Origin of the sequence: Daejeonella rubra, from assembly GCF_900103545.1 — a bacterium.
In the GTDB taxonomy this organism is placed as follows: Bacteria; Bacteroidota; Bacteroidia; order Sphingobacteriales; family Sphingobacteriaceae; genus Daejeonella; species Daejeonella rubra.
Genome location: NZ_FNHH01000009.1, coordinates 25,955 through 37,889, shown reverse-complemented (window position 1 = coordinate 37,889; position 11,935 = coordinate 25,955). Strand labels below are relative to the sequence as shown.

11 protein-coding genes are annotated in these 11,935 nt (G+C 37.0%); 7 read left to right on the top strand and 4 right to left on the bottom strand.

The features are described 5' to 3' along the window. The first annotated feature begins 119 nt into the window (after positions 1 to 119). The 6 genes from BLR27_RS08325 to BLR27_RS18500 all read left to right on the top strand — a co-directional run bounded on the left by BLR27_RS08325 (position 120) and on the right by BLR27_RS18500 (position 8,390). Positions 120 to 2,444 (top strand): PSD1 and planctomycete cytochrome C domain-containing protein, encoded by a 2,325-nt coding sequence (locus tag BLR27_RS08325; RefSeq protein ID WP_090703595.1) that lies wholly within the window; start codon positions 120 to 122, stop codon positions 2,442 to 2,444. Beyond that, positions 2,444 to 3,895 carry a DUF1501 domain-containing protein gene (locus BLR27_RS08320; RefSeq protein WP_090703591.1) on the top strand — a complete coding sequence of 484 codons (1,452 nt, stop codon included), beginning with the start codon at positions 2,444 to 2,446 and terminating at the stop codon, positions 3,893 to 3,895. Before BLR27_RS08325 ends, BLR27_RS08320 begins: the two co-directional genes overlap by 1 nt. 24 nt (positions 3,896 to 3,919) lie before the next feature. Continuing rightward, positions 3,920 to 4,945 (top strand): NHL repeat-containing protein, encoded by a 1,026-nt coding sequence (locus BLR27_RS08315; protein ID WP_090703586.1) that lies wholly within the window; start codon positions 3,920 to 3,922, stop codon positions 4,943 to 4,945. A 24-nt stretch (positions 4,946 to 4,969) separates the two neighbouring features. Beyond that, the gene (locus tag BLR27_RS08310) at positions 4,970 to 7,123 is read left to right on the top strand and encodes a chitobiase/beta-hexosaminidase C-terminal domain-containing protein (RefSeq protein ID WP_090703581.1); all 2,154 of its coding nucleotides are present in this window, start codon (positions 4,970 to 4,972) and stop codon (positions 7,121 to 7,123) included. A 202-nt stretch (positions 7,124 to 7,325) separates the two neighbouring features. Next, positions 7,326 to 7,760: a DUF6799 domain-containing protein gene (locus tag BLR27_RS08305; RefSeq protein WP_090703578.1), complete on the top strand. Its 435-nt coding sequence runs from the start codon at positions 7,326 to 7,328 to the stop codon at positions 7,758 to 7,760. A 456-nt stretch (positions 7,761 to 8,216) separates the two neighbouring features. Next, positions 8,217 to 8,390: a hypothetical protein gene (locus tag BLR27_RS18500; RefSeq protein WP_176767643.1), complete on the top strand. Its 174-nt coding sequence runs from the start codon at positions 8,217 to 8,219 to the stop codon at positions 8,388 to 8,390. Positions 8,391 to 8,715: 325 nt separating this feature from the next. Here BLR27_RS18500 and BLR27_RS08300 read toward each other — a convergent pair whose 3' ends face one another. The 3 genes from BLR27_RS08300 to BLR27_RS08290 all read right to left on the bottom strand — a co-directional run bounded on the left by BLR27_RS08300 (position 8,716) and on the right by BLR27_RS08290 (position 10,658). Next, positions 8,716 to 9,126 carry a hypothetical protein gene (locus BLR27_RS08300; RefSeq protein WP_090703574.1) on the bottom strand — a complete coding sequence of 137 codons (411 nt, stop codon included), beginning with the start codon at positions 9,124 to 9,126 and terminating at the stop codon, positions 8,716 to 8,718. A 10-nt stretch (positions 9,127 to 9,136) separates the two neighbouring features. Continuing rightward, positions 9,137 to 9,703, bottom strand: a complete 567-nt coding sequence (locus BLR27_RS08295) for a hypothetical protein (RefSeq protein WP_090703570.1) — start codon at positions 9,701 to 9,703, stop codon at positions 9,137 to 9,139. Between the two features lie 238 nt (positions 9,704 to 9,941). After that, complete coding sequence (locus BLR27_RS08290) at positions 9,942 to 10,658, bottom strand: CFI-box-CTERM domain-containing protein (RefSeq protein ID WP_090703566.1); 717 nt, start codon at positions 10,656 to 10,658, stop codon at positions 9,942 to 9,944. A gap of 114 nt (positions 10,659 to 10,772) precedes the next feature. Between BLR27_RS08290 and BLR27_RS08285 the strand changes: the two genes are divergently transcribed. Next, positions 10,773 to 10,997, top strand: coding sequence for a helix-turn-helix domain-containing protein (locus tag BLR27_RS08285; protein ID WP_221406311.1), 225 nt, complete (start codon positions 10,773 to 10,775; stop codon positions 10,995 to 10,997). 337 nt (positions 10,998 to 11,334) lie between these two features. On the opposite strand, the gene BLR27_RS08275 is transcribed toward BLR27_RS08285, so the two are convergent. Then, on the bottom strand, positions 11,335 to 11,670 hold the full coding sequence (locus BLR27_RS08275) for a hypothetical protein (RefSeq protein WP_090703559.1): 336 nt from the start codon (positions 11,668 to 11,670) through the stop codon (positions 11,335 to 11,337). Positions 11,671 to 11,935: the final 265 nt, after the last annotated feature.

Sequence of the window (11,935 nt, the reverse complement as noted above, 5' to 3'; positions counted from 1 at the left end):
TAAATAATTATATTTTGAAAATCATATCCTATGTATTTTTTTATTTTATATAACTTAATGGTCTCAGTATATTAGAGTTGACAAATAAATTAAACATAGCATAATCAGCTATTCATTTCATGAAAAAGAGGATCTACTATTTTCTGTTTTTACTTGTTTCAGTACTTTATACTGTACAATCCTGTAATTATATTGGAGGAGCTCAAAGTTCTGAAGAACAAATTCCGGATCAGGTAAGCTATAATTTTGACATCAGGCCGATACTTTCAGATAAATGTTTTTCATGTCATGGTCCGGATGCTAATAAGCGTGAAGCTGGCCTCCGTTTAGATAATGAGGAAAGTGCTTTTAAAGCATTAAAAGAAAATCCCCAAGCACATGCTATAGTTGCAGGAAAACCTGAATTGTCGGAAGTTTTTATGAGAATTTCTTCAAAAGACACCTCAATACTGATGCCTCCGCCTTCATCCAATCTTAAATTAAATTCCCGGGAGATCGATCTGATCGAAAAATGGATCAGACAAGGTGCCAAATATGAAACACATTGGTCTTTTACCAGGCCCAGAAAATCTCCGCTTCCAAAAGTAAAAGATCCCAAATGGCCCAGAAATGAAATTGATCATTTCATTTTAAGCAAAATTGAACAAAAGAGTATGATACCCAATCAGGAAGCTGAGAAGGAATATTTATTAAAACGTCTGAGTCTTGATTTAACAGGCTTGCCTCCCGGTTTAGATATGATGAATCAATTTCTGGCTGATAATAGTCCAAATGCCTATGAAAAGGCAGTTGATCAATTGCTTAAAAGCCCCGCCTATGGAGAAAAAATGACCCTTCATTGGCTGGATGTTGCTCGCTATGCCGATTCTCATGGATTTCAGGATGATAGCTACCGATCAGCCTGGCCATGGCGCGACTGGGTTATTAATTCGTTTAATACTAATTTACCCTACGATAAATTTATTACACTTCAGTTAGCAGGTGACCTGATGCCTAACGCAACTAAGGAGCAGATTCTGGCAACAGGCTTTAACCGAAATCACAAAATTACCGAAGAAGGGGGAGTAGTTGATGAAGAATATAGGGTTCAGTATGTAATTGACAGAACAAACACCTTTTCAAAGGCACTTATTGGTGTAACAATGGAATGTGCACAATGCCATGATCATAAGTATGACCCATTTTCACAAAAGGAATATTATCAGCTGTATGCATTTTTTAATAACATCAAGGAGGTTGGATTGCAATCAACAGTTGGAGGACCAGAAACTTACGCAAAGAATCCAATGATCGAGATCAGTAATGATGAGGTTAAAAATATACTTAAGTTTATCAATAAGCAGGACACCAACAAGCTGATCGTATCTGTAATGGCAGACCGTGATACTCTTCGAAAGACTTATATTCTTAAACGAGGAGCCTATGATGCTCCGGATAAAGAAGTTGCTGCGGGTACTCCAAAATCTATATTGGAATTTGACAATAAACTTCCTAAGAATAGATTAGGACTGGCAAAGTGGTTATTTGATAAACAGAATCCACTAACATCCAGAGTGTTTGTCAACCAGCTTTGGCAGGAGATATTTGGCAGAGGGATCGTGAAAACCGCTGGTGATATGGGAATGCAGGGTGAACTTCCAACGCATCCGGAATTACTTGATTGGCTCGCCGTTGATTTTATGGAACATGGCTGGGATATTAAGCGCCTCGTTAAACAAATGGTATCATCCGCCACATATCGTCAATCTGCTGTAATTTCAAAAGATAAGTTACAGGCTGACCCGGAAAACATATATCTATCCAGAGCACCCCGCTATCGAATTAAGGCTGAGCTTGTGCGGGATTTGATCTTGTCAAGCAGTGGACTTCTGATTAAAACTATCGGCGGTCCGAGTGTAAAACCTTATCAGCCCGGGGGGTTATGGGAAAATGCCTCATCAGGCCGTGGTATTTTGAGAACCTATAAACAGGATCATGGTTCTGACCTGTATCGCAGAGGAATGTATACCTTCATTAAGCGTACTGTTCCACCTCCTGTGATGGGAATTTTCGATGCCAGCAACAGGGATCAGTGCGAGGTTGTTCGATTAAAAACTAATACACCGCTTCAGGCTCTAATCATGATGAATGACCCTACGGTTATTGAAGCCTCACGTGTTTTAGCATCGAAACTGGATGTCGAACCAATTCAGGTTCAGGAAAAAGTAATAAAAGCTTTTCGACTGATCGTATGCAGGAAGCCTTCTGAAAAAGAAGTTAAATTATTGAGTACCTATTATAATGACCAACTTATTGCCTTTAAGAAGGAACAGAGCCGGGCAGATAAGCTCCTTTCCATTGGGGAATATCCAAACCCTGAAAAATTGAATAAATTGAGTGTAGCTGCATTGATGCAGGTAATTACTGCACTCTATAATTTGGAAGAAACTATAACCAGATCCTGATGCAAAAAGACTTTTTAGAACATGGATTAAATTTTAACAGGCGCCGGTTTCTTTCACGGCTAAGTTTAGGTCTTGGCAGTGCCGCTCTGGGCTCATTACTTGTTCCTGACCTTTTTAGCGGTGCTTCTTCTGAGGCAGGGTTGGCTCCTGGTATTCCACATTTTGCTCCAAAGGCAAAACGGGTAATTTATCTGTTTCAGAATGGAGCGCCTTCTCAATTGGAACTATTTGACTATAAGCCCAGGCTGAGGGAAATGATGGGTCAGGATCTGCCTTCATCAATCAGAGGTAATCAGCGTCTTACCGGCATGACAGCTAATCAGACAGCCTTTCCAATGGTTGGTTCATTTGCCAATTTCAAGCAATATGGAGAATCACGAAACTGGATAAGTGACATGCTTCCATATACTGCAAAGGTTGTAGATGATATTTGCATTATCAGATCAATGCATACCGAGGCTATCAACCATGATCCGGCATTAACATTTTTTCAAACTGGTGCCCAGCAGGGAAATCGTCCGAGTATGGGTTCCTGGTTAAGCTATGGCCTGGGAAGTGAGAATAAAAATCTACCTTCCTTTACTGTATTACTTTCGAGGGGTAGAGGTAATAGTCAGGGTGTTTATTCCAAATTATGGTCGAGTGGTTTCCTGGATTCTATTCATCAGGGAGTCCAGTTCAGTAGCGGCGATGATCCTGTCCTTTATTTAAGGGATCCTGATGGGATGAACAAATTTGAACGCAGGAAATTTCTTGATCAGGTATCACAATTAAACCAAATTTCGTACGAAGAATTTGGTGATCCGGAGATCAGTACAAAGATCCAGCAATATGAAATGGCCTACCGTATGCAAACAGCTGTTCCCGAAATTATGGATCTTTCAAAGGAGCCAGATGATATCATTAAACTCTATGGTACTGATTCAATGACTCCCGGGACCTTTGCTGCCAATTGTTTACTGGCACGAAAACTCTCGGAAAATGGGGTTCGTTTTGTTCAGCTCTATCATCAGGGATGGGATCATCATGGTAATCTGCCTTCCGAAATAGCCTCCCAAGCCAAAGACGTAGATCAGGCATCAGCGGCACTGATCACAGATCTGAAACAAAGAGGATTATTGGATGAAACCCTGGTAATATGGGGTGGTGAATTTGGCCGGACAAATTACAGCCAGGGAAAATGGACTGCTGAAAACTATGGGCGTGATCATCATCCGCGTTGCTTCAGTATCTGGATGGCCGGGGGTGGTATTAAGCCGGGCATTTCTTATGGAGAAACTGATGAATTCGGGTATAATATTGTCAAAGATCCGGTACATGTACATGATTTTCAGGCTACTATTTTGAATCAACTGGGTCTGAATCATGAAAAGTTAATTTTTAAGCATTTAGGTAGAAGATACCGCCTGACAGATGTCTCAGGCAAAGTAATTAATGATATTTTAGTTTAACGATTAGCTTTTTATAATCATTTTATGGATAGAAGAAAATTCATTCAGAATAGTGCTGGTGTTACTGCAAGTTTTTTTATTGCCAAAGATCTGTTTGCGGTTGATAAAGGACCTGTTTATGGGCATAATAATATGAAGTATACCCTTGATACAAAATGGGGGACTTTAGATTCAGCAAAATTTCCTGTCAATGATTGTCATGAAATGGTTCAGGATAAGAAAGGCAGAATTATTCTGCTTACTAATGAAACTAAAAACAACATTCTGATCTATAATAAATCAGGAAAGTTACTGGATAGCTGGGGGCATGACTTTCCGGGTGGTCATGGACTTACCATAGCTGATGAAAATGGAACTCAATTCCTTTATATCACAGATACCTCAAAGCATCAGGTTTATAAAACTACAATGGACGGTAAAATATTGATGACCATTGATGTTCCGATGGATCCCGGTATTTATAAAAATGCGAAGGAATTTGTACCAACAGAGGTAGCAGTTGATTCAAATGGGGATTTTTTTATTGCGGATGGATACGGATATCAATATATCCTGCATTATGGCCATGATGGTAAATTTAAAGGTTATTTCGGCGGCCGTGGAAAAGGGGATGAACACCTCGATAATGCCCATGGTATTGTTGTTGACAGAAGGTCCGGAACTCCAAGCCTATTAGTAACTGACCGTACCCGCAATTGCTTTAAACGATTTTCAATGGATGGAAAGCTACTGGAAATAATCAACCTGCCGGGCGCTTGTGTTTGCCGTCCAGTAATAAAGAATGATTATCTGTATGCTGCTGTACTTCGATCACCGAATCTTGATAATACAGGTTCAGGATTTACAACAATTTTAGATAAAGATAACAAGGTAGTTTCCAATATTGGAGGAACAGAACCTGTTTACAAGGACGGAAAATTGCAACCGATGTCACAGGCTGAAAAGATCTTTGTCCATCCGCATGATGTATGTGTTGACGATGATGAAAACCTGTATGTGGCACAATGGGCCTCAGGCAAAGTATATCCTTATAAATTCAAAAGAGTCTGATTTCTGTACCACAAGATCTTTTATATGAAAAGCAAGCTTAATGCTTATGCTGTTAGTGTAATTTTTTGCCTCAATATCCTGATCATTTTTTTATTGATCTTTGAGCAGCAACTGGAGATTCCTCAATGGCTACAGCCCATTGGCAGAATGCATCCAATGCTACTGCACTTTCCAATTGTGCTGCTTATTCTGGCTGCAGGCCTGGAGTTTTTTCGCTTTAAACCTGTAAATAAAGAAATAAGCTTTTACTATAATTTTACCACAGGATTATTCCTTAGCGGGATACTTTTATCCGGAATCACAGTCCTGATGGGCTTGTTTTTATCCCTTGAAGATGGTTATGAAGGTGATACCCTGATATATCATAAGTGGTTTGGGGTTAGCACAGTTTTCTTATCCTCTGTTTTATATAAGTTAAGAGATTTTAAATGGTATAATGAGATCAGTGCCAAAGCAGGTTCAATCACTTTAGCTCTGATCCTTATCGTTGCAGGTCATTTTGGTGCGGTACTTACCCATGGGGATAATTTTGTACTGGAACCAATTTCAAAGCCAATTCCGGTTCCCCTGGATCAGGCAAGGGTATATGATCATGTAATACAGCCTATTTTTCAGGAAAAATGTGTTAGTTGTCATAATGATCAGAAATTAAAGGGTAGTTTAAAACTTACTGATAGCCTATCCATACTTAAAGGCGGTAAAACAGGAAAATTATTTATAGCAGGAAAACCTAATTTAAGCCTCTTGCTGGAAAGGATACACTTGCCATCAACCGTGAAAAAGCATATGCCGCCTTCGGGTAAGCCTCAGCTAACTGATGAAGAATCTGAACTTCTTTTTCTGTGGATCAAGGGTAATGCCTCATTCAGCAAAAAAGTGATGGACCTTGATCAGAATGATTCCTTAAGAGTATTGGCAACATCAAGGTTAAAACCTGCAGAAATTCAGGAAGAAGGTTTCGACTTTGATGCCGCAGATGATGAAACCATAAAAAAACTGAATACTTTTTACAGATTAGTAGCCCCTGTTTCACAAGGGTCGCCTGCACTGGCAGTCAGTTTTTTTAGTAAAAGTGGCTTTGATTCAAAATCACTGGATGAATTGACAGCCATTAAAGACCAAATCATTAGTTTGAGGTTAAGCAGAATGCCTGTAAAGGATGCAGACCTGAGTAAAATTTCAAAATTTAAGTCATTACAGAATCTGGATTTAAACTTTACTGATATTACCGGCAGCGGATTAAAAGAACTTTCCGGATTGAAATTTTTGAAAAGCTTATCACTTTCAGGTACACAGGTTAACTTAAAGCAGGTGCAGCCTGTTATAGCATTGAAAAGTCTGGAAGAGTTAACGATATGGAACACTTCATTTTCTGCAAAAGACATTCAGGAATTAAAGCGATTGAATAAAAATTTAAAGATCATTACCGGATTTAAAGATGATGGAACTACACTCATACGACTATCACAACCATTATTAAAAAATAGTTCAAGGGTATTTAAGGATCAGAGTGCAATAGAACTTTCTCATCCAAGGCAAGGTGTGACCATTAGGTATACATTAGATGGCACTGAACCTGATAGTTTGACATCTGCTGTGTTTAAGAATGATTTGAACATTAAAATGAATGCTACTATAAAGGCAAAGGCCTATAAAAAGGGATGGCTTAGCAGTGAGGTGAGTACCTTTGGCTTTTTAAGAACTGCAATTAAACCAGACATGATAAATTTGTTATTCGTGCCTAATGAATATCATAAAGCGGCAGGTGCCAAGTCCTTAATTGACGGACAATTAGGTGATTTTGATACCAATAATAATAACTGGCTAGGCTTTCAGGAAAACAATCTGGAAGTTTTGTTAGAGTTTAAGACAGTCAGGAAAATTGAAAATATTGCCTTAAATACCTTGATATCTTCAAATGGATCAGCTTTTCCTCCAACAAGTATTCAAATTTACGGAGGGACAGATAAAAATAATTTAAACCTGATCGCTACTCTAAATCCAGAAATGCCTGTTAAAACCAGCCAGCAGGAAATTAAGACCATTTACACCAGTTTTAAACCTCAAACAGTTTCTCATCTTAAAATCATTGCAAAACCGCTTAGAAAGCTTCCGGTGTGGCATCAGGCAAAGGGTAAACCTGCACTGCTGCTTGTTGATGAAGTTTTAGTCAATTAAATTTGGAAATAGCACATAACTGATCATTTAATTGAAAATTCAGATGATTTCTTCTGTTTTAAAATAGTACTTCTTTATTCCTGGTAAGGCAATTATAATTTAGTTTTAATTTTAATATCAATTACCTACCTGACGAATATCAATACTTGATAGTTCCTGGACGTCTAATTTTGTATTAATAATAAAAATTAATACAGGAAAAATGAAAACTAAGATCAGTATCCTTCTAATAATATTGTTAGGAGCAGGAAGTATGCTTAAGGCGCAGCAACAGGATCAGATTCAAAAGCAGGACAGGATCCATCAGGAAGAACATTTAAGATTTTATGATGGTAAGTTGTATCAATATAAAGATGGTGTTCAAAGCCAGGTTACGGAACAGGTGAGATTAAGGAATGGAACTGTTGTTAACCCTGATGGTTCTTACCAGTTACAAAATCAGGAAAGGTTCCAGCTTCGGCAAGGTGAGTGCCTTGATATGGATGGAATTCGCTATAGGACTCAGAATAAATTCAATAAGCGCAGGAGCATCCCTGATAAGCAGATCAGCCCAAATAGATCAGGTGGAATAAATAGAAACAAACCTGCAGGTAGCAGGGGAGGAGGTGCAGGTGCCAAACGAGGAAAGAATAATTAAGTTTTATAAATGCTTCCTGAAATATTAAACGTGAACTCCGTATCTCAATAAAGCCCAATAACCAAGTGCAATAAAACAAACGATCCCTTTCTGTGATAACAGAAAGGGATCGTTTCGTTTCTCCGGGTGGCAAAACGATGAACATCCGCCACAAATAAAGCCAATCAGTAAATTGTATTTCGAGTATCCCAAACCTCACCGTTTTGTTCAACTCTGTTCTAAACCTTGGCTAAACCATACTGGATATCTTGTGGATAAGGAAAAAATTTGCGGAGAACAGATTTTTAAAATGATTTTAAAAATTATCAAGCAATTCATGAAGGAGTATGTAAATCCGATCAGTGGGTCATATCAGGGAGATCAGAAGAGCGAATTATTAAACAGATCAATTTAATTTAATATCATACATTTACGTAAGACAACAATTCTTCTTACAGCCAATTAAAAACATATCTTATGAAAGCACCTTCAGCACCAAAACAAATAACCTGGATGATTGGGTTAATCTGTGGTATTTCAGGCATCATTGGTCATTATGCTAATGTTCCTGTATTGACAGAATATAATTACCCCTTATTACTGATTGGTTTTATTGCTCTTGCTGCAGGGACAACCTTTCGGGGTATGTAAAATAAAACGGAGCCCTGTCTTTTAACGTATAGGCAGGTTTTTTATAGGACATTGGATAACCGAAAATCTAAATCCGGTTATTTTGGAATCACTGTATAAATTATTACCAAAAATTACAAATAAAAAAACCACTAAAACAAACAATCCCTCTCTGTTTTCACAGAGAGGGATCGTTTTGTTCGGTCGGGGTGGCAGGATTCGAACCTACGACCTCCTGGTCCCAAACCAGGCGCGATACCGTGTTTAAAGCGAGGTTTTTCATGAAATAAATTTGTTTAAAATGCTTAGGTATCCTAATAGGTACCTTTGAATCATTATGATTTACTTAAAAAGCGTAATCATCGTGTGTTCTTAGTTTCTCTGTTGAATGGCAGAAACTAATTCCGGTAATAAACCCTTCTTCAACTTCTATATTCCAAGCAGTGTATTTGAATAGGGCATTAGATTCTTGTTTAGGAAACCTGCCTTCATCAAATATCACTACAGTTCTTCCTACTTGACAACCGTTACAAATGTCCGTCATGTATGTAATAGTTTGATTGGCACTTTCAGTTCGGTAGGAAAACATTTGTTTAACTAACCAATGCAGATATTCGTTTCGACTGACTTTGATATTGCCTACAGTTTCAAGATTCTTACACTTACTTCCAATTAAACGTTTTATGCTTTTTACATCATATTTGGAAATTGCAATGGCGAGAAGATGAATTGGGTCAGAGCTTTCACTAGTAATCATACTCAATTGCTTATTGTTTTTTTGACTCTTTAAACGCGCAATTGAGCTGACTATTAATAATTTTTTGGCTTGGTTTAATTCTTACAGAATCTCCTTGTGTTTCAAGTATTATTTCTTGTACCGCATTATTAGATAGCTTTGTATAATTATCCTCATTTAAATTGAAAAAGTTCCCTGTCATATTTACTTTTTCATTCATAGTTCCTTCAATATGTTCCTCTGTTGTTAATACAATAACCGATTTATCTGCTAATTTGAACGTTGCTTTCACTACTGGCCAAGAGTTTTTGGTTGTCAAAGTGTAAGTTGATAACAATAATATTTTTTCAACCGTTCCGGATGTTGTATCTATTTTGAAGGATGCTGCTGTTTCAATTGCGTTAACTTTTTCCTCTCCTTGCGATTGAAAAATAAAAGACCCTGAGGTTCTGAATGTTTTTATGCTTCCTTCTTCCTTAATTTTTACATTACAACTATAAGGAGATTCTTCATCTTGTTTTTTTTGTACACATGAAATAGTACTTAAAAGTACGCTAATGATGACTAAGTTTATTATGATATTTCTAATGATGCTCATGATGTAAATAAGTTATTATGGGATGTATATAAGTTTAATCTTTTTGCCAATGTTTAGTATTCTCATCTCCTTCATTACAACCCTCAAATGCTGAGCCCAAGATTACATCTGGTATTGGGAAGCTTACGCTCCGAAAATAGTACCATATATCATGGTTTTTGTTATTCTTTACCAGCCGCTGCTCCAATTAATAAACCTAGCGCATCAAGAATCAACACTTTTCCAATTGCTCTTTTAATTATGTTTGACGTTCATTAAGAGTTTTAATTAATGCTTCAGTTATGATTTTCGAAATGCGCTTAAAGGTTCTACTAGAGCCTAATACTCTAATTAGTTTAGGTGACAAGTAATAATATATCTGTATAAAAGTCCTTCCTAAAATGCTTTTGTCCAATTCTTCGTCTCGGAACTTTCTCAAAAGTACTACTTCAGGTGCATCGAAATCACCGTAAACATAGGTAGCAATAAAACAGCCTTTCGACCCATTTAGTCGTTTATGGGCTGTTGCTGAAATGTTTTTTGTTTCCTCAAGAAGTTCCTTTGCTCTTGAGGACATTTTTAAAGTACTTATAACTTTTAAAATATCATCAGCTGCTTCCAAAGCGATTTTATAATCCATAATGATGGCATTAGGGTTGCTCCTAAAATCACTTGCCATTGCGGAGACAGCTGTATGTTGACATGTAAATCTTGCCAACGTTATAGCTGTAACAGCTATGATTTCACTTAACTCTATAACTCTCCTATCCTCTTGTGGAATTTCTGAAATAATATCATTGTATAATAGAAGACTCTCCTTTAGAAAGATGTTACCTAAGTAGGAGCCATTCTCCATAATATGCGGTAAATTTCCCAACTGTTCAAAAGAGGTATGGAGTTCCTCAGCTTTTTCAACTATTGCATTGGAACTCTTATTTAGGCTTTTGTCTCCAAAGTCAATTCTGTTAAATTTCATAATAATCAGCTTACTTACTTTGTATGTTGAATAGTTACTTAAATATATAATATCTAATGCAAATACCAATTATAATTGGTAGACATTAATATTTCATAAGGTCAACTTAGACCTGTGAATATTCGTGATGAGGTCATCTTAAAGAAATTTGGAAATCGCCTTAGAGATTTAAGGAAGGAAAGAAATATATCACAACAAAGCCTTGAACTTAAAGCTGGCATTTCTAAGAATCAAATAGGAAATATAGAAAGGGGTGAAGTCAATGTTACCCTAATTACATTAATTGCAATTGCTTCTGTACTTGAGATTTCCCCTAAAGAATTCTTTGATTTTAGTTGAATAAGTTCTTCCAAGGTGATAGTTTAAAGATTTATCACTTTGAAAGAACCCTATATTCAGATATCACTAGATTAGAATTTCATAATCTCTATGATTTACTTCCACTTTATTAATTTCATACAGAATTATATTATCATCAATCTGATATATTTGGTCTACCACATATAATTGATGTTCTTGTAATTTGATTGCATTTTTCCCCCTTACCCTAAAAGGACATGAGACTCTGAATAATTTTCCTTTCTTATTTATAAATAAGCAGGAATTCAATTTACTTTTCATGCAAAACTTATAGAGTGGAAAAGGGTAATACTAATCTAGAATTCTTACAACATTTTCAATTTGGTGATTCGAATACCATCTCTTCCATACTTGCTGCTTCATCAGAGTACTCGTATCTAAAATCAAGCTTAATCACCTCATTACTATTAGGGACAGTATACTCATACTCATCACATTGAATTCTCTTAATAGAACCAGGGAACTTAGTACCAATTAGGCTTTTGCAAGTCTTCTTATCGAATGTTGTCAACACGAATGCTCTTCTCGTGGTCATATAGACCCTTTGTGAGTTTAGTGACTTTACAAATTCCGGCTGTCCTTGTACTACTAAATAAGCCAGTTCTTTTCCTTCACCACTTTGGCGAACGGAACAATCAACTACTGTTACCATTTTTTCTTTTTCTTTGAGTGTGTATTACCCCTTTTTATAGTGGATTATCGGGGGCACTTCGATATAGCCAAAACTTAGGGGGTGGTTGTATGATGTGGTACTGGCACTTGTCCTTTTAAGCTTCTGAAAAGAGAAGATTTGTCTTTTCAACTGAAAAAAACTTCGGAATTTGTTTATTTTCTTAGTATTTGAGTAGTGAGGTTGTACTTATAGATAAAGAGGGGGGATTGGGAATCTCTATATTATAAAAGGGAGTGTCTGATGA

What these genes read in the sequence shown, in the direction of transcription:
- BLR27_RS08315 (WP_090703586.1), top strand. Translation starts at nt 3,920, where the DNA reads ATGGATAGAAGAAAATTCATTCAGAATAGTGCTGGTGTTACTGCAAGT.
- BLR27_RS08290 (WP_090703566.1), bottom strand. Translation starts at nt 10,658, where the DNA reads ATGAAATTTAACAGAATTGACTTTGGAGACAAAAGCCTAAATAAGAGT.
- BLR27_RS08320 (WP_090703591.1), top strand. Translation starts at nt 2,444, where the DNA reads ATGCAAAAAGACTTTTTAGAACATGGATTAAATTTTAACAGGCGCCGG.
- BLR27_RS08275 (WP_090703559.1), bottom strand. Translation starts at nt 11,670, where the DNA reads ATGGTAACAGTAGTTGATTGTTCCGTTCGCCAAAGTGGTGAAGGAAAA.
- BLR27_RS08295 (WP_090703570.1), bottom strand. Translation starts at nt 9,703, where the DNA reads ATGAGCATCATTAGAAATATCATAATAAACTTAGTCATCATTAGCGTA.
- BLR27_RS08325 (WP_090703595.1), top strand. Translation starts at nt 120, where the DNA reads ATGAAAAAGAGGATCTACTATTTTCTGTTTTTACTTGTTTCAGTACTT.
- BLR27_RS08300 (WP_090703574.1), bottom strand. Translation starts at nt 9,126, where the DNA reads ATGATTACTAGTGAAAGCTCTGACCCAATTCATCTTCTCGCCATTGCA.
- BLR27_RS08305 (WP_090703578.1), top strand. Translation starts at nt 7,326, where the DNA reads ATGAAAACTAAGATCAGTATCCTTCTAATAATATTGTTAGGAGCAGGA.
- BLR27_RS08310 (WP_090703581.1), top strand. Translation starts at nt 4,970, where the DNA reads ATGAAAAGCAAGCTTAATGCTTATGCTGTTAGTGTAATTTTTTGCCTC.
- BLR27_RS18500 (WP_176767643.1), top strand. Translation starts at nt 8,217, where the DNA reads ATGAAAGCACCTTCAGCACCAAAACAAATAACCTGGATGATTGGGTTA.